Here is an 18,363-nt window from a genome sequence, read left to right on the forward strand (position 1 = left end):
TGCGCCTGACCTCAGGAATGTTAAGCGGTATTTTTACTGTCATTCTTGGAGTTGATTCATGAAACGTGCTCTCCGGTAAAAGGGTGATGCCTATGCCCGCAGAAACTAGCCCTTTGATTGCGTCAAGATCTTCTCCCTCTCCGGAAATAGCGGGGGTGAAGCCTACTTGTTTGCATGTATCCATGAGAATCTGTCGCAGGACATATCCCTCAGGAAAACTGATAAACTCATCCCCCCTCAAATCACTAAGATTGAGACTTTCCCTTTCTGTTAAATGGTGGTGTATTGGCAGTAACGCCAAGATGTTTTCGGTGAACAAAATATGCGATTCGATTTCGGGTCCGTCCTTAGGAACCGGTCCAAGGAAAGCCAAACCCATTTCACCTGCTTTTATGGAATCAATTAAAAATTGATACGATCCCTGCCGCAGATGGAATCTGGTATTCGGGTATTCATCCTTAAAGGCAGAAATCACATCTGGCATCAGATGACTTGATAAGCTTGTCGGAAAACCAATCTTGATTGTTCCGCGCTCGGGATCCAGGTATTCGTCAATTTGGTTGGTAGCATGTTCAAGGGCCTTTACGGCATTCTTTACATGTGTATAAAAAGTTCTTCCAATGTGTGTTAACTTTATATTTCGGCCTCTGCGGCTAAACAATTCGACCCCAAGCTCATCTTCAAGATTGGCAATTTGCCTGCTTATTGCTGACTGAGCCACATGCAAATGAATGGCTGCCTCCGATACGTGTTCCCGCTCTGCCACTTCCATAAAATATTGTAATTGACGCAGCTCCATTGCTATCATCCACCTTTCATCTCAAAAACAGATTGTTTTAATCTAAATTATATATTGTTTCGATTGAAATTTAAACATATAATTACTAATATACAGTAAATTTAGAATCGGTTTCTGCATCCTGACCTGCATGATACAAGTCTGTAAGTTAATAGAATACTTTTACCAATGTTCATAAATAAAGGAGATGATTGTCATGATGGTTATGGAATATGAAGTGTTTCCGCAACGCTGGGGATATAGACAAATTATCACAAGCCCAATTAAAGGAATTGTAGAAAGTATTATGGTTGAATCAGGAGAAAAGATTCAGGGACAGCAAATCTTGGCAATGATTCGGGAAGAGCAGGGAAATGTAAAACAAATTTTGACCGGAGTAGACGGGGTAGTGGAGGCATTAGACGTGAAAGTCGGTGATAAAGTAGTCCGTGGCGATGTTGTTCTTTTTATAAAGGAAGATTTATAAAGCAATTCCAATGATAACCTTTTGAAAGCACATGATAAAAGACCCCCACCTGATTTACAGATGGGGGGGTTCTTGGCAGTTAAGAAAGTATAAATACTTTCTTACTGCATAAGCGCAACTATGGCATTCGCAATAGAGTTTGGCGAATGCCAAGTTTTCTAAACACTTACAGCACGAATAATGCTGATACAAAAAATCATTGTTTTTATAAACGATTCGTTTCATCAACTCATTGAGCTCATGAATGTTTTCACCTTGTTGGTTCAATAATTTCAACGCCTCCGCGTTCAAATCCTGTTGTTCAGACATCTTGTTTTGTTTGATTAGCTCATTAAGGTCATGGATATTCTCACCTTGTTGACTTAATAATTTCAATAATGCTAGTGCTGCAGCAACGATAACAGGGCCACTTTCTTTCAGACCGGTTTTGATGGAGTGGATGTTATCGTGAGTCTGCTTGTATTCTTCGTGAATACGTGACATCAGGAATACTTCATAGTCCATGGCAAGCCCAAACAGCAAACCAATTGTTATCACGGGCAGAAAAGCAAGTATTGGACCGGTTGTGCTGATGCCAAACAGATCATTTAAAACGCCATCCTGCATGACTAAGGTTGTAAATCCTAAGGTTGCTGCGAGTGACAGAACAAATCCAAGCACAGCCTTAAGAGGTACGATGATGGAACGGAAAACAACCATCAGCAATACGAATGCAAGTAAAATAATGACACCCGCAAACAATGGGATCGCATCATTCAGCTTTTCAGACATTTCAATATTGATGACACTCCTGCCGGAAATTTCTGTGTGTAATTCATACTGATCCTCTGCATGATCGCTATAATCACGCAGCTCATGAACCAGGTCATAGGTTGATTCATGGTTCGGACCTTTTTCCGGAATGAGGGAGATCAATGCATAGTCTTTATCCTCATCCATTTGTGGTGGTGTTACTCGTGCAACATTTTCCTTGTCCTGAAGATATCCCACCATGTTGGATAAATCGTTTTGTAATGCCTTTGGATTATCTTTATCAGAAATATCTACAAGCATTGCGATGGGACCATTAATTCCTTCGCCAAAACCGTCTGCCATCAGCTCATACGCTTGTTTCGCTGTTGAATCTTCAGGTTTCATGCCATTGTCAGGAATTCCCAAACGCATATGCGAAAATGGTATAGCCAGTGCAGCCAGTAAAATCAGTCCGGTCAAAAAGGCAATGACTGGTTTGCCAACAACAAATTTGGACCATGGTGTATTTAAATTGCTGCCGTAGCCAGATTTATTCCGTTTTGGTTTGATTTTTTTATGGAAGATGCTAATTAACGCCGGCAGCAGGGTGAGTGCAGTTAACACCGCAAATAACACAGTAATTGCAGATGCAAAACCCATCACGGTCAGGAAGTCGATACCTACAAGTGACAGTCCGCATACAGCAATAATTACAGTGACGCCGGCAAAAATAACGGCACTGCCAGCTGTCCCGACCGCCATGCCAATTGCTTTCATATGGTTGGACTCCGTTTTAATAATCTCACGGTATCTGAAGAGAATGAACAGCGCATAGTCGATGCCTAACGCGAGTCCAATCATAACTGCAAGCGCTAAGGTTACATTCGGAATATCAAATGCATACGTCAACAGGGCGATCGTTCCAATCCCGGAGCCAAGCCCGATGATGGCACTGATTATTGGCATACCTGCTGCAATTAATGATCCAAATGCAATCAACAAGATGATAAATGCAACAACAACACCAATAATTTCTGGAGTGGAACTGATGTTTGTCATGGTCATTGCATTGCCAGTCAATTCCGTTCGTATATCCTTACCCAATGACTTCATTGCATCTTTCACATTGTCGATGGAGTCCTTGTCGATGGACGTTTTCGAAACATCATATTTAATATCGGCAAATGCTGTTGTCTATTCCTTATTGATTTGTTTATTTTTATACGGATCTGTTATTTGATTAACGTGCTTATCGTCCGTTTTAACTTCCTGTAACGCATCCCGAACAGCCTTTATCGTACTTTTATCCGTGATGCCTTTTTCTTCATCTGATTTAAAAACAACCCTTATTTTTGCTTTCTCACTGTCCTGATTGAATTCTTCCGCAATCTTGTCATTCGTATCCAATGAACTTAAACCATTCATCGTGATGCTGCTGGAGAACTTCGGATTATTTATGATGAGCGGGATGACTATAGCCGCCAGAATAACAGCCCATGCCACTATAGCAGACCACTTGTGTTTTGCAATAAATGAACCTGTTTTGTACAAAAACTTTGCCAAAATACTTCCTCCTATAATTTTATACATACTGTGTAGATTGCACATGAAGCATATTACTACTTATATACCTGTATATAAAGATATAATTTACATACAGTGTATAGATAAGCTACAAAAAAGGAGAACTGTAGCATGAATAATACCGACCTAAGAGTGATAAAAACAAAAAGATCTCTTTCGAAAGCACTATTCGACTTACTGGAAAAACATACCATGTCGTCAATAACAGTGAGTATGATTTGTAATGAGTCCCTGGTGCATCGTACAACGTTTTATAAGCACTTTTATGATAAGTACGATCTGCTGATTCATTTATTTAAAGGCTTTTCCAAAGACTACTTTGAGCTGGATTTAAAACATCGTATTAATTCACCTTTTACATCTATTTCGTATATCATCAACACACGCATTGATAACATTAGCAAGCGCCAAAAGAATGACCGTCAATTTTACGAAACGTTAGCGAATTACTTTGTGGACGTGTTTCAACATGATATTAAAGAAAATGCAGATCGATTTTCGGTGGATTCAAGTGTGCCTAATGATTTAATTATTTATATTTACGGGGCGAATCTTCAGGCAATTATGGACTGGAATCGCAGTAATAACAGTGAAAAAAGTTCTGAGGAGCTGGATAAAATTTTCCATAGAGTGGTCAATATCAAAATTAACAATTAGATTTATTGGAGTAATCCGTCATTATAAGCTTACCTAATTCAGGAAACGCAGTGTCTTATCTTGGGGGTGGAAAGAGTAGAGAAGAGGTACAGTTGATTACCGGAATGTTTATTAACCAAGGACACATAGAGGTACAAGGAAGGCGATGACCTTTGTGTCACCGCCTTCCCTGATGTTTTGCTTTATTTATCTGAATCCTGATTGTCCTTTTTTTCTTCAACTGGCATGATTTCTTCAGCCGTTTCCACTCCTTCTTTCCACCATAATGCATCTTTTGGATTTTCGACAGCTTCTTTATACTCGGACTTGGAAGCAACTGTTGGATACGAACCTTTCAGGGATTTTCCTGATGTGTTTGTGAAAAAGAATGCTGTCACTGCAAATCCGATAATACTAACGATTGTCAGGTAGAACCCGGGTGCCAGGTTACTCCCAGTTTGGTAGACCAGCCATGTCGCAATTAATGGGGTAGTTCCGCCAAATAATGAAACGGAGACATTGAAGGTCACAGCTAATGTTCGATAACGAATATCTGTTGTGAACATCGTCGGTAATGTTCCAGGCATTGTACCTTCATAAGTTGAAAGCAGAACACCCAGAATCAGGATACCTAAAGAAACAAACACTAATGAATCCAGGTTCAAGAAATAGAAAGCAAGTGCAGAGAACAGCGTTAATCCGCCTAAACCAATCAGGAAAACGGTCTTGTTTCCGATATTATCACTAAGCTTTCCAAACATTAGGGCCAGCGGTACCATAATAACCATTATAACAGTGATTATGATGGTTCCTGTTGTACTGGATAATCCAATGATTTCGTCTAAGTATGAAGGCATGTACGATAATAGCATATAGTTTGTAATGTTAAAAAATGCCACAGCTACAAAACATACAAGCACATCTTTTTTGTGATTTTTTAAAATGGACAGGAAGCTTTCCTCTTCGCTTTCATCTTCGGAAAGTTCATTTTCAAAAATGGGTGTTTCTTCCAAACCTTTTCTTAGGTACAACCCTATAAGCCCTAAAGGCAAGCCAAGCAGAAACGGTAATCTCCAACCCCATGACGCCATCTGATCATCTGATAAAAAGATAAAGAGTGCACTTGCAAGCACTGAAGCCAATATAAAACCAGTAAGCGTGCCGATCTCCAACCCACTTCCAAGCATATTGCGTTTATTGTCCGGAGAAGATTCTGCAATGTAGACCATTGCGCCAGCGTACTCGCCGCCAGTTGAAAAACCCTGAATAATTCTGGCTGCTAATAAGAGTATAGGCGCCCATATTCCTATTTGATCATACGTAGGTAATACACCGATTAGAAATGTGGAAAAAGCCATTACAATAATCGTGGTCGTTAAAACAACTTTTCTCCCCGATTTATCACCGATTTTACCAAAGATCACACCGCCTAGCGGGCGCATTAAAAAGGCAATCGCAAACGTAGCAAACGTGAACACCAATTTGAGCTGATCATTCTCAACAGCACTAAAAAAGGTTTGACTAATAATAACGGCCAAATATGAATACAAACCAAAATCAAACCATTCCATAGCATTTCCTATTCCTGTAGCATATACACTTTTTTTCGTTTGTTGAATATCCACAACGTTAATTTTTTTCTTGTTAAATTTCATTTTGTATCAACTCCTTAACATGGCATTTAATATACAAAATAGGGTTCGTTCCGCTAACGTTGTTATTAAATTAAGCTTGTCTTTGATTCCCAGGAAATTTATGCTAATGATGGTTGTTGAGTATTCCCGCAACATTTACGTAATGCTTATCCGAAAATTTTGCGCTATGGAATTACACCTTGCAAATGCGGCTAAGTAATTTTCAGTTTTATTATGTATCTTCTTTTCCTTTTTATGAAAAGTTTATTTGTGATATCTGATGTCGTCTTTTATTATTGACTTAGAGTTAACTCCAGATGGTAGACTGTTCATACTCAATTTTTAAAAGCAGAACATGAGTAAACGAGATGCAACAAAAAGGAGAGTACAAAAATGAATCGACCATATATTTTTTGCCATATGCTTGTATCAGTGGATGGTAAAATAATCAGAAACTATATGGTTGCACCTGAAGGGAAAGAAAGTGGTAAACTGTTTTACAATCTTGCTTTTGGAGAAAACCCGCATTGTCATCATCAAGGATGGTATTCGGGTGTACAACGACAGATGATAACTTCACCAAATATCAGAAGCCCGCTTTAGACAAAGATGCCCCGGCTGTATAGCGAGTGCCGAAGTTTTTCTTATAAGGGTCAACCATAATTTATACTTTTTGACGTTATAAATAAGAACGGAGGGAGTTTATGACAGAAAGAATCCGAAGAAGATTGCAATGTTTTCTATTAGGGCAGTATTGGGTGTATAAATCTCTTCAGGAAGGTTATGTATCCTATAAGTGTAATAAACCAAAAGAAAAGCAATGGTGAAGAGATAGAAACAACGCCTGAACTGGGCATAAGGGCACTATTCAAGTTTAGATGCTTTTAAATAATTGGGTTACAAAAAGGTCTGATATACTCAGACCTTTTAATTTTGCCAATACGAAAAAAGTGGACCATTTTTACCAAACAGTGGATCATTATCCGGTAAAGGCACTTGTTTGATATTCTCTAATTTATCTGGACGTTCGTCTGCGCAGCCGTAGCAAAAATCATAATTCTGCCCGTTAGGATAGGCGCCAATGACTGAAAAATCATCACTGCATTCCAAGCGTTTGTGACCAGCTCCCAAGGCTCCCGATTTTTCAAATGGGCTATTTCTGACTTCTGTTAACTTGGTACCACCAATATAAATTCTGCCGGATCCAATAACGATTCGGTCTTTTCGTGACTGCACACCCTCCTGAAATTAGAATTTATGGTAAAATAGTTTCAGATATATAGAAGTGAACAAGGCGCATGTGACCTATACCAGGGAGGTAAAGACGTTGGAAATATACGGAGGGAGAGCTGGATATAATTCTGTCAGTTTTAAAGGGTCAAAATATCAGTCATTAGCCCGATTCAAAGATGGGGAAATCATAACAATTACAAGACGGAAGAATGGTAGAAAGAAACCATTTATTTTTTTCTCGAAGATACCTTTTGTTCGAGCTTTTTCCTTATTATTCGAACTAATAATCGAGTATTGGAAGGTATTTTTGTTTTATGTAATAGCCTCCTTTTTGCTGGAATTTTCATTAACCGGAAAGTCGAATACAAATTTTTTAGATTCCATTCCAGTTAACACCTTAATGATGTTGTTTTGCTTCTTTATTATCGCCGGTCTTTTCATAAAAATAACTCCCATTGGAAAGTACCATTCTGCAGAACACATGGCTGCCAATGCTTATGATAGGGATTCGAACTTAACATTGGAAAAAGTGAAGGAACAGCCAAGAACACATAAAAATTGTGGTACGAATCTGGTGGCATCCATTTTCATTTGTTTCTGTATATTCTTCGTGGCATTTGGTGATGCTTTCTGGCTGTTTCTGGTTTCTTGGGGTATTGGATACGAGATATGGAGGGGTGAACCAAAAATCATTTGGAGTGCAATACTCGTAATAGGTAAGGCTGCACAATATCTTCTTTTCACTTCTAAACCAGACGAAAAACATTTACTTGTGGCGATAGAGGCGATTAGAAAGTTGGAAGAGAAAGAATTGGCGAGTGGAAATTAGCATCCTAAAATGGAAAAGTACAGAGGGGCACCTTCTGGCTATGTTTTATGATCAATATAGATAGTCTAATGGACTCGTTATGATTATCTTTCCTCAACGTAAAATTGTTGATTTGGAGTCGGCTCCAGGGTGTAAGCTAATGATATTCGAAAAGATTTATGCTGTATTATGATGGAATAATTAACTAAGGAGTTAAGGTGAAAGTGATTGCTTGTGATCATAAAGAAGTTGAAGGTCGTTCGATTAAATTAGAGGATAAATGGCTTCGCAAACTTCCTGATTCTTTTAGGGTAACAGAGGGTCAAATGCTTGCTTAATAGATTTAGTGTTATCCACTAAAGATGAAGAATGGTTTCGTGAACTGACAAACGAATTCAAAGCTATAAAAAAGTGTTGGACATCCCGTGAATATCACTTTCGCTACAGTCAATTCTGCTGTGAAAAAGGTACAACGCAATAAACTGCTTTCGATGGTTGGACTAGTGGTTAACTGAAAAACGAGCATATGATATCTAAAATCGAGCATAAATGGTGATGAAACGAGCATATATGATCTGAAACCGAGCATATCCGGGTTAAAAACGAGCATATATTATCAATGCCAAATATTGCGTCGGGGGAATAGCCCTCACGAGGTAGGATTTATGGAATTACATGGATATTATGGAACGAGTTATGCAGGTAAGTAAGATTGAACCTCATTTCGTAAATACTATTGAAAAACAGACAGTAGGAAAATGGTCAAACTATAGGAGCTTGCCTTTATCGTCTTATTTTTCCTTACAACTGTGATTGCGATTGCTACGAAAGGCCAATATTATATCAAGAAAAAGAACCACGATATTGACAGAGAAGATTTTATTGCATAATCATTTGTACCCTCTATATAAAATAGGGGCTATTTATCAGGAAACGCCTTTTGGCTCGATATAAGGGCGTATGTTATGCTCATAAAGACATCGTAAAATTTTTATTGATAAAGGAGAACCATGAATATTCGATTATTGGAACCGTCAGATGCAGATAAATATTGGAAATTAAGACTGGAAGCGCTCAAACAAAATCCGGAAGCTTTTGCTACAAGTTATGAGGAAGCGATGGACAGGGAAAAACCCATAAAAAGTACAGCTCGGCGGTTAGGAGAAAACTGTACATTTGGTACATTTAATGGTGAAGAACTGGTTGGTATGGTGACAGTACTTCAGCAGCAATCACCGCTGAAGCTCAGGCATAAGGCACACGTATTAGCGATGTATGTAAGCCCAAAAATGCGTGGGGCAGGTGCAGGGGAGCAACTGCTGGTAAAGGCAATCGATTATGCAGAATCAATTGAGGCGATAGAAATACTGCAATTAGCCGTCGTAACCACGAATGAAAAAGCTAAAAGACTCTATAAAAAGCTGGGTTTTGAAGTGTTTGGGGTGGAAAAACGTGCACTTAAATTTGGCGATACATATTATGATGAAGAACTAATGGCGTTGGAACTACGAAAATAGATTATTAAGAAGAGAGTCATAGACAAATTCTCCATTATGCTTGATACGGGTAGCACTGTCGCCCAAAATCCATAAATCATCTGCATCATCACCAAATAGCTCTTCTACACGTTCGCATTGTTTGCCTGTAACGGGAGCGAAAACAACGCCTTTTTCTTTCATTAGCTTTTTTGCATCCTTGTATAATTCCCTGTTAAAGTCACCGCTGTTATTCAAGAACGTTCCATCCATATCTGTTAAAACTAATTTAATCATGTGATTTGCTCCTTTGATTTTTTAATCGGTTATGAAGCATTAATCCATGCTAACTGTTTCTTTTTGAAATTGAGGCAGGTGTTCTTTATGTGCCTCCATCATTTCATCTACAATTTGTTTCGCAATTGCGTCACTTGGTGTCAGCGGATTAATCGTTAACGCAAGTACTGCTTCATTATAATCCCCGTTAACAGCTGATTTAGCTGCAATGCGTTCAAATGACTTAATCTGCTGGACAAGTCCACGGGCAGCAACCGGGAGATCTCCCATTGCCAATGGTATTGGACCATCTTTGGTAATAACACAACTGATTTCAACTGCTGATTCATCCGGAATACTGGCAATGGCACCACGATTCATGGTGTTTACCGGTTGAATGTCTCGTTTGTCGTTATAGATAGACGTAATCAAACGAACTGCTGCATCGGAATAATATGCTCCGCCTCGTTCTTCCAATTGGGGCGGTTTTACAGCAAGATCGGGGTCTTTATAAAGCTCAAACAAGTCATTTTCCAATTGTTGAACGACTTCAGCACGCGTACCTTTCGTCTTTGAGCTTTCAATCGCCTTATCCAACATTTCCTTCGATTTGTAATAATACATATGGTATGGACACGTCAAAGCATTTAATGCTTGAATAAACTCAGGTTCCCAGCCCATTCCATCTATGTTTTTAACGAAACTTGAGTTTTCCGGATCAGATATTTTTTGAATGACGTCATCTTTCACACTAACGCCATCAAGGTATACATCTAGACCGTATACCATATGATTCAGGCCTGCAAAATCAATACGGACACGGGAATGGTCTACATCCAATAATTTTGCAATACCCATTTCCATTCCAATCGGTACATTACACAATCCTACGACTTTACTTATATTGGAGTAGCGTAATACAGCTTCGGTTACCATTCCAGCTGGATTCGTGAAATTAATTAACCAGGCATTTGGGCAAAGTTCTTCCATTTCTTTCGTGATTTCCAAAATAATCGGGATCGTACGTAAGCCTTTAAACAGCCCCCCGGGTCCATTCGTTTCTTGACCAAGCACCCCATATTTTACTGGAATACGTTCATCTTTTGCACGAGCAGCCAAACCACCAACACGAAATTGTGTGGTAACAAAATCAGCATCCTTTAGGGCTGCTTTTCGATCAAATGTTAAATGAACCTCGATTGGCAGACCTGCTTTTTCAATCATCCGTTTCGCAAAATTTCCAATGATTGCTAACTTTTCTTTTCCTGCTTCAATATCTACTAACCATAACTCTTTAACTGGTAATTCATTGTATCGTTTTATAAATCCTTCTATTAATTCGGGGGTATAACTGGATCCTCCACCTATCGTTGCAATTTTAATACCTTTTGACATACTCACTGCACCTCCAGAATAGTTAACCTTTATAAAAATTGTATCTGCATTTAGTAAGAAGTTAAATAGACGGAGGGAATTTCGTTTTTTATAACAAGAAAAGTCATTTGTTTCATAAGTGTAACAATGTGTAACTTGGCAAGGAATTGTGCTAAGCTTAAGTTAGCTTTGTTATAGAAAGGGAATGCTGCATAAATGTTTACATACGATATGATCGCTTCATTCAATGAATTGGAAACTTCTTTATATAACTATATCAGCCAAAACAGTGAGAAAGTTGTTTATATGCGAATCCGTGAACTTGCAGATGAAGCCCATGTATCGACAGCTACGATTTTACGTTTTTGCAGAAAAATAGATTGTGAGGGTTTTTCAGAGTTTAAAGTAAAGCTCAAAATGCACTTGGAAAAGAATAAGAAGACTACCTTAAAAGAGTCCCAACATTCCGTGATGGAGTTTTTTGAGCGGACGTTCAAAGGAGATATAGATGAGAATATCCAAAAGGCCGCAAGTTTAGTTGATCAGGCAGGTAGTGTAATTTTTATTGGAATAGGAAGCTCGGGTATTCTTGCTGAGTATGGGGCAAGATATTTCTCAAGTTTAGGTAAATTTTCGATGTATATTAAAGATCCGCATTTTCCAATCCACTCCAAGTTAGATAATAGCGTAACAATTGCGTTATCCGTCTCGGGAGAAAATAATTTTACTGTCACACACCTTAATCAACTGAAACATGAAGGAAGCAGGATTATTAGTATTACCAACAATAAATATGCAACCATTGCAAAAATCTCTGAGATAAACATTCCATACTATGTAACGGAGGAATGGTTTGAAAACGCTAATATTACAACGCAAGTACCTGTAGTTTATATTCTGGAATCATTGGCCCGTGAAATATATAAACTGAATAGTTATGAAGGAGATAAACTTTGAGATTATTATAGTGTTCGTTTTTAATAGATTTAAATGAATAATTAATTTTTAGGTTTGTTACTTCAGGAAAAAAGATGTGATTGCGTCAAATGGTGAAAAGCTATAGGCATTTAAACAGTCATGTTTTATAGTATAAATATTTTTCTAACCCCCCCGTATTCTTGGTAAAAGAATGCGGGGTATTTTTTGGTTCATACGGTAAAAAGTTAAAAATATTAGGGATTATTTTTGTAAATGCGGTTCTGCTCATGGGTTGGGGACACCCCCAGGTTACATCAGATTAACAATCTTAAGTAAAATATTGACTTTTCACAGCTCGGCCACTAGAATTCATGGAGTGTTTTTAACGATCTTGATGGGGGTGTCATCATCATGTATTATGTTTATAAATATACAGTACTATTTGTATTTTCGATTGTTTTAGGGTTTGCGTTTAACATGTTTCTGCTTCCTCATGAAGTCTTATCAGGTGGAGTAACAGGGCTTGCTATGATACTGGGACTGCTTTCACCGATTAATTCCGGTATCTGGCTTGTTATTTTGAACATTCCTGTTTTTATTATAGGTTTAATGAAGCTGGGCAAGGAATTTATTTGGAACAGTATCTTTTCAGTTTTCATTACGTCCGTTTCAATGCAGTATATTCCAATCATGAAGGTGACCGATGATGCACTGCTCTCGGCAGTTTTTGGCGGTGTCATCACCGGTATTGCCATTGGCTTTATTGTACGATTTTATGGATCAACCGGGGGAGCCGATATCATTGGGTTGGTCGTAACACAAAAGCATGATATTCCGCTTGGCGTGTTGATTTTTGGCATAAACAGTACGGTCGTATTTATTTCCGGATTTGTTTTTTCCTGGAATCTGGCCATATTAACGATGGCTTCGATTTATATTACCGGCGTTGTCATCGATCGTGTGCATACCCGCCATATAAAATTAAGTTTGATGGTAATCACAACTAAAGGTGAGGAACTTAAAAATGAACTAATCGGAAACTTGATTCGTGGTATTACCATTATGAGCGGATATGGTGCGTATTCCAATAATGAAAATAAAGTGCTCTATACCGTTATCACCCGTTATGAATTGGCATTGGTCAAGTCGCTCATTAAAAATGTTGATCCGAAGGCCTTTGTCAGTGTTAGTGAAACAAGTGAAGTAATCGGCAATTTCCGAAAATCTTAAACAGACATTTCTCTGGTATGATCGAATAATAATCGAATTGGTTTAAAAATATCTTGACTTTTAAAAATGCTGCGTGTAGTGTATATAGTAATCAAAATTGAATATTTCATTTTCTTATCAAGAGAGGCAGAGGGACTGGCCCTGTGAAGCCTCAGCAACAGACTTTTTTGTACTGTGCTAATTCCAGTAGCGTGAAGCTTGAAGATAAGGAGAGTAGTTAACACACGGTCAAACCCTCTTCTTATTTTAAGAAGGGGGTTTTTGCAGATGAGAAAGTTGAAAACTTTCTTACTGCATCAGTGCAATTAAGGTCGTCACCCAAAAGCTTAGTGACAACCAAGTTTTCTAATGATCTTTGCAATCAATTTAAGGGAGGAAATGTGATGAAGCGTAGTTTGGAAGAGCGTTTAAAAGAAGGTACCGTAATTGCAGGGGAAGGCTATTTATTTGAATTGGAACGAAGGGGGTATTTGCAGGCAGGTTCGTTTGTTCCTGAGGTGGCGCTGGATAATCCGGAGGCACTGAAGCAAGCATATCGGGATTATATGAATGCTGGTTCTGATGTTGTATTAGCTTTTACATACAATGCTCATCGGGAAAAAATGCGTATTATTGGAAAAGAAGATCTACTGGAACCCTTAAACAAGAATGCCATTCGCCTGGCCAAAGAGGTTGCCAAAGAACATCCAAAAGAAGAAGCGTTGGTGGCAGGAAATATATCGAATACCAACATCTTTAATCCGGATGATTCGGAGTCAAAAGATAAAGTCAGAACTATTTTTGCAGAAATGGTGAAATGGTGCAAAGAAGAAGGAGTCGATTTCATAAATGGTGAAACATTCTATTACCACGAAGAAGCGTTAATTGCGCTGGAGGAAGTCACCAAACAAGGTTTACCGGCAGTCATTACGTTTGGTTTAATGGGCGAGAATATTTTAAGGGATGGATACACTGTAGAGGAATCTTGTAAAATACTTTCCGAAAAAGGTGCGTTGGTCGTTGGCATGAATTGTTTTCGGGGTCCTGATACGATGCAGCCATACCTTGCTGCCATCCGAAACAATGTGGATGGATATGTTGGTGGCTTGCCAATCCCATATCGTACTACAGAAGAGCACCCAACATTTTTTAATTTGCCTGATGGAGGCTGCAGCTGCCATTTACCTACCGAAACAACATTTCCAACTGCTCTCGACCCACTGTATCATAACCGCTATGAGTTAGCGGAATGGGCTAGAGAAGCAAAAGATACGGGTCTTAATTATATTGGTTTGTGCTGTGGGGCATCACCAGCGATGCTGCGGGCAGTGGCAGAAGCGGTAGATGTTGAAACAATTAATTCAAAATACTCCCCCGATATGGAGAAACATTTCCTGTTTGGGACGGACAAAACATTACAAGAGCACAATTTGAAGTATCGATTAAAAGCGTGATTGATTAACAGTCATTTGGAGGAATTGGCCTTGTGATGTCTCAGCAACCGCTTCAGAAGGGCGGTGCTAAACCCAAAAGTAGTGACTACCTGAAGATAGGAAAGGTTTCATTTTAGGGATCTTCCTCTTATTGGAGGTCCCTCATTTTTTAGCAGAAAAGTATAAAACTTTCTTACTGCATAAGTGCAACTATGGCTGTCACCTAAAGGCTTGGTGACAACCAAGTTTTCTAAAAAAAGGGTGAACAACATGTCAGTAAATAGCATTGAAACCAAATTGGCGCAATTAGGAAATAAAAGTGACAAGGCTACAGGTGCTGTAAATCCACCTGTTTATCTGTCAACAGCATTTCAGCATGAAGGCATCGGTAAGTCAACCGGTTATGATTATACCCGTACGAAAAACCCGACACGTGCGATTCTGGAAAATGGGATTGCAGATTTGGAATCTGGTGACAGCGGCTATGCCTGCAGTTCGGGAATGGCCGCCATTCAATTGGTTCTTTCCCTGTTTCGCTCCGGTGATGAATTTATTGTTCCGGAAGATATCTATGGAGGAACTTACCGGTTACTTCAGCATTATTCAGATGTTTATGATATAAAGGCAACCTATTCGGAGTTTGTGAATGTGGACGCGACAGAGAAGTTAATTACTTCTAAAACAAGAGCTCTATTGATCGAAACGCCGACGAATCCTTTGATGCAGGAAATTGATATCAGACAATATGCCAAACTCGCACATAAGCACAATTTGCTGCTCATTGTTGATAATACATTCTTAACACCATGCTTGCAGCGGCCGCTTGAGCTAGGTGCAGATATCGTTGTTCACAGTGCCACAAAATATATTGGCGGTCATAATGATGTACTGGCGGGCTTGGTTGTTGCAAAAGGTGAAGCCAACTGTGAAAAACTATCTGAAATCCACAACGCTTCCGGTGGAGTGTTATCCCCATTTGATTCATGGTTGATTATCAGGGGGTTAAAAACGCTCTCGCTGCGAATGAGACAGCACGATATTAATGCGCGAAAGATTGTATCCTATTTAACAGATGAACCGATGATTTCTGACGTATTATATCCAGGCAAAGGCGGCATGCTCTCATTTCGTCTACAAAAAGCCACTTGGGTTGAGCCGTTTTTAGAAAACCTGGAGCTTATCACGTTTGCAGAAAGCCTTGGCGGTGTAGAAAGTTTTATTACGTATCCTGCCACCCAAACTCATGCCGAAATTCCGGAAGCGGAACGAACCCGCCGCGGGATTGACAACCGGTTATTACGCTTTTCTGTTGGCATTGAACAAACAGATGATTTAATAGCAGACCTGAAACAAGTATTTTCCATAGTGAAAAGGTAAGAGATTAGGGTATGATATAGAAAAAAATTTACTGTTATCCAGACGTGTTTCCTGAAAAAGGAGATACGTCTTTTGGATTTTCATGGTAAACTAATGGAAAGCAGTTTCAAGTTTTATTTGTTCTACTATGCTGCTAAACGCACTGATATGGGAGAGAACAGCGAAAGTTCGGGAGATGTATCTTCTCAAAAAGCGGTAATAAAAGGAGTGACTCATTATGAGCTTATTTGAAAGGATCGATACCATTTGTTTTACCGTAAGTGATATTGAAAAATCAGCCATATGGTATGAAGAAGTGTTAGGCTTTAAAGTGGCTTATAAAGGTGATACATACCGCATTTATAGTATTGGTCAGAGTGAAATGCCTTTGACCATTGAAAAAAGTACTGAAAAAAAGGCGCCGCAACAGGATGCAGTATACCCAATATTTTTCACCAAAAATATTCAAGATACATTCCATCAATTAAAAGAACAGAATGTGGAAGTCAGTGAAATTAAACATGACGGGCAAAATACATTCTTTAATTTCTATGACCCTGATTACAACAAGCTTCAGGTTTGTTATTGGGAATAGTATCCGAGAAAGGAGACTATAACATGATTTTATCCACTGAAAGATTAATACTGAGACCGTATGAAGATAAAGATATGGGTTTTCTTCAGACAATGCTGTCTAACCCTGAGATCATGCGTTTCATTGGAAATGGAAAGCCAAAAGATGAAAGTGGGACAAAACATTTCATGGACTGGATCTATCGTACATATGAGCATGGTTCTGAATTTGGACTGCATGTAATGGTTCTGAAAGATGATGACGTTCCCGTTGGTCACGCTGGACTGGTTCCACAACAGGTTGAAGGAAAAAATGAAATAGAAATCGGCTATTGGGTTAACCGTCCATACTGGGGGATTGGATATGCGACGGAAATTGCCGTGGCACTTAAAAATTTTGGATTGCAGGAGTTAGCAAAACAAAAATTGATTGCCTTGGTCCAACCTCGAAATGCAGCTTCCAAAAATGTTGCAGAGAAAATCGGTATGCAAATTGAAAAAGAAATTGTGCTTTCCGGACAAGATGTAATTGTCTATGCTGTACAGCGATAATAGTGACAAAAGGTTGTTTGGAAATTCAGAAAGAGATGGTGTTATTTAAGCAAATGGTTTCCTGGTATAATTAACATAGAAAGAAGTGCATACACTAATAAAGACTGCCCATGAAGATACATGGAACGGTCGTAATAGACTGAACCCCTCATGCGAAGCCAGTCTATTATATTTTATTATAATATATTGCTATCATTTATACTGTAATGAATGAAGAATTTTGGTTTCTCTATTAATTTAACGACAAGGAATATAAAAATTATTGTTCAGTAAACGGATGCGTTTGGCTTAGTAGCCATTATCTAACTATACCACAAATGGGGTGCTTTTCGATAATAGGATTAGCGCCAATGTCATATAAGTCCATACAAATCATGAAAAAAATCAAACTTTATCACTTGATTTTATGCGGTTTATTCTCTTTTATAGGTTTTTGTCTCACCTCTTTTCTAATTTGAATCTTTTAAAGTTCATAGTCTATCAAAAATTCTTATAACGACTATTATTAATATTTATTTCACTTAACATTTATCCGTTGTTAAAATGGAACAACTAATAAACAGTGGAGGTGTTCAGATGAAAAAATCAAACATATTGTTGCTATCCGTATTCTTAATCGTTGCTGTGATGTTATCTGCCTGTGGATCAGGCGGCGATAGCGAGTCATCAAGTGAAGAAAATGAACAGAAGTCAAATCAAGCCTCTTTGGATAAAGGAATTGAAAAGGTATTGACTTCCCTCCAGGAATTGAAAGATTCCATTGAAACCTCACCCGATGATACCGAAAAAATTAATAGTAAAGGGAAATCCCTTTCAGAAAATTGGGAGCCTGTTGAAAAGAAAGTAGAAGAACGGAATCCTGATGCTTATGAAAATATTGAAGAGAGTCTGTATCCGCTCATTAGTGAAGCACAGAAAGAAAAGCCGGATACCAATAAGGTTACAAAGCTGATTGAAGAAACAACCAAAAAGCTCAATCAATTCAAGGACAAGATATCTTCATCGTAGTCATCTATCAATCATGTCTGATGAAATTCCACTTAAAAGGTGTATAAGCAATTGTACACCTTTTTTGCGATTTCTCTTCCTGTTTGATTGAAGGATTTGCAGAATTTTTAATGGACTATTAGTCTTAATTCGTTAAAATGCATAAAAATTCTTGAAGAAATGTACTTTAAAGTACGGGTAGCTTTATTTTAATAACGCCTTGGAATGATCTTCCGTAATACGAACGGGCGCGCTAACTGAATAAAAGAATAAATAATTCAAAATGGACATACCTTTGAGGTAAAACAGTCAGTGGAG

Annotated in this window: 17 protein-coding genes, 2 pseudogenes and 1 riboswitch; of the genes and pseudogenes, 13 read left to right on the forward strand and 6 right to left on the reverse strand. The window is 38.5% G+C overall.

Translation table 11 applies throughout. The features are described from left to right. The coding region (gene gltC / locus ABD010_RS04555) for a glutamate biosynthesis transcriptional regulator GltC (RefSeq protein WP_343810659.1) at positions 1-799 on the reverse strand (799 nt) is incomplete at its 3' end. A gap of 196 nt (positions 800-995) precedes the next feature. On the opposite strand from gltC, the gene ABD010_RS04560 reads away from it, so the two are divergent. Beyond that, the gene (locus ABD010_RS04560) at positions 996-1,265 is read left to right on the forward strand and encodes a DUF2118 domain-containing protein (protein ID WP_343810661.1); all 270 of its coding nucleotides are present in this window, start codon (positions 996-998) and stop codon (positions 1,263-1,265) included. A gap of 366 nt (positions 1,266-1,631) precedes the next feature. Here ABD010_RS04560 and ABD010_RS04565 read toward each other — a convergent pair. Beyond that, positions 1,632-3,560, reverse strand: a pseudogene (locus tag ABD010_RS04565) (MMPL family transporter); the annotation flags it as partial. Positions 3,561-3,692: 132 nt separating this feature from the next. Between ABD010_RS04565 and ABD010_RS04570 the strand changes: the two are divergent. Then, entirely contained in the window at positions 3,693-4,238 is a 546-nt protein-coding gene (locus tag ABD010_RS04570; RefSeq protein ID WP_343810663.1) for a TetR/AcrR family transcriptional regulator, read from the forward strand. 182 nt (positions 4,239-4,420) lie between these two features. On the opposite strand, the gene ABD010_RS04575 is transcribed toward ABD010_RS04570, so the two are convergent. Further along, entirely contained in the window at positions 4,421-5,872 is a 1,452-nt protein-coding gene (locus tag ABD010_RS04575) for an MFS transporter (protein WP_343810665.1), read from the reverse strand. A gap of 372 nt (positions 5,873-6,244) precedes the next feature. On the opposite strand from ABD010_RS04575, the gene ABD010_RS04580 reads away from it, so the two are divergent. Continuing rightward, positions 6,245-6,454, forward strand: coding sequence for a hypothetical protein (locus tag ABD010_RS04580; RefSeq protein WP_343810667.1), 210 nt, complete (start codon positions 6,245-6,247; stop codon positions 6,452-6,454). A 324-nt stretch (positions 6,455-6,778) separates the two neighbouring features. On the opposite strand, the gene ABD010_RS04585 is transcribed toward ABD010_RS04580, so the two are convergent. Then, positions 6,779-7,087: a hypothetical protein gene (locus tag ABD010_RS04585; protein ID WP_343810669.1), complete on the reverse strand. Its 309-nt coding sequence runs from the start codon at positions 7,085-7,087 to the stop codon at positions 6,779-6,781. 91 nt (positions 7,088-7,178) lie between these two features. Here ABD010_RS04585 and ABD010_RS04590 point away from each other — a divergent pair, with 91 nt between their 5' ends. Together ABD010_RS04590 and ABD010_RS04595 are read left to right on the forward strand one after the other, a co-directional pair. After that, a complete protein-coding gene (locus tag ABD010_RS04590) occupies positions 7,179-7,913 on the forward strand; it encodes a DUF1385 domain-containing protein (protein ID WP_343810671.1) in 735 nt (244 codons plus the stop codon). A gap of 989 nt (positions 7,914-8,902) precedes the next feature. After that, positions 8,903-9,409, forward strand: coding sequence for a GNAT family N-acetyltransferase (locus ABD010_RS04595; protein ID WP_343810673.1), 507 nt, complete (start codon positions 8,903-8,905; stop codon positions 9,407-9,409). Here ABD010_RS04595 and ABD010_RS04600 read toward each other — a convergent pair. Together ABD010_RS04600 and ABD010_RS04605 are read right to left on the reverse strand one after the other, a co-directional pair. Continuing rightward, a pseudogene (locus ABD010_RS04600) lies at positions 9,410-9,664 on the reverse strand (HAD hydrolase family protein); the annotation flags it as partial. Positions 9,665-9,703: 39 nt separating this feature from the next. Then, the gene (locus tag ABD010_RS04605) at positions 9,704-11,038 is read right to left on the reverse strand and encodes a 6-phospho-beta-glucosidase (protein ID WP_343810675.1); all 1,335 of its coding nucleotides are present in this window, start codon (positions 11,036-11,038) and stop codon (positions 9,704-9,706) included. 195 nt (positions 11,039-11,233) lie between these two features. Here ABD010_RS04605 and ABD010_RS04610 point away from each other — a divergent pair, with 195 nt between their 5' ends. From ABD010_RS04610 to ABD010_RS04645, 8 genes are all read left to right on the forward strand, one after another. Further along, positions 11,234-11,974: a MurR/RpiR family transcriptional regulator gene (locus ABD010_RS04610; protein ID WP_343810677.1), complete on the forward strand. Its 741-nt coding sequence runs from the start codon at positions 11,234-11,236 to the stop codon at positions 11,972-11,974. 372 nt (positions 11,975-12,346) lie between these two features. Further along, on the forward strand, positions 12,347-13,165 hold the full coding sequence (locus ABD010_RS04615) for a YitT family protein (protein ID WP_343810679.1): 819 nt from the start codon (positions 12,347-12,349) through the stop codon (positions 13,163-13,165). 111 nt (positions 13,166-13,276) lie between these two features. After that, positions 13,277-13,376, forward strand: a riboswitch (SAM riboswitch). A gap of 172 nt (positions 13,377-13,548) precedes the next feature. After that, positions 13,549-14,598 carry a homocysteine S-methyltransferase family protein gene (locus ABD010_RS04620; protein ID WP_343810681.1) on the forward strand — a complete coding sequence of 350 codons (1,050 nt, stop codon included), beginning with the start codon at positions 13,549-13,551 and terminating at the stop codon, positions 14,596-14,598. Positions 14,599-14,847: 249 nt separating this feature from the next. Continuing rightward, a complete protein-coding gene (locus ABD010_RS04625) occupies positions 14,848-15,954 on the forward strand; it encodes a methionine biosynthesis PLP-dependent protein (RefSeq protein WP_343810682.1) in 1,107 nt (368 codons plus the stop codon). A gap of 72 nt (positions 15,955-16,026) precedes the next feature. Then, the gene (locus tag ABD010_RS04630) at positions 16,027-16,185 is read left to right on the forward strand and encodes a hypothetical protein (protein ID WP_343810683.1); all 159 of its coding nucleotides are present in this window, start codon (positions 16,027-16,029) and stop codon (positions 16,183-16,185) included. After that, positions 16,172-16,528: a VOC family protein gene (locus ABD010_RS04635; RefSeq protein WP_343810685.1), complete on the forward strand. Its 357-nt coding sequence runs from the start codon at positions 16,172-16,174 to the stop codon at positions 16,526-16,528. Before ABD010_RS04630 ends, ABD010_RS04635 begins: the two co-directional genes overlap by 14 nt. 23 nt (positions 16,529-16,551) lie before the next feature. Continuing rightward, entirely contained in the window at positions 16,552-17,058 is a 507-nt protein-coding gene (locus tag ABD010_RS04640; RefSeq protein WP_343810687.1) for a GNAT family N-acetyltransferase, read from the forward strand. 576 nt (positions 17,059-17,634) lie between these two features. Further along, positions 17,635-18,066, forward strand: coding sequence for a hypothetical protein (locus ABD010_RS04645; RefSeq protein ID WP_343810689.1), 432 nt, complete (start codon positions 17,635-17,637; stop codon positions 18,064-18,066). The last annotated feature ends 297 nt before the right edge of the window (positions 18,067-18,363 follow it).

It is taken from the genome of Virgibacillus siamensis, assembly GCF_039522605.1.
GTDB classification, from domain to species: domain Bacteria; phylum Bacillota; class Bacilli; order Bacillales; family Amphibacillaceae; genus Lentibacillus; species Lentibacillus siamensis.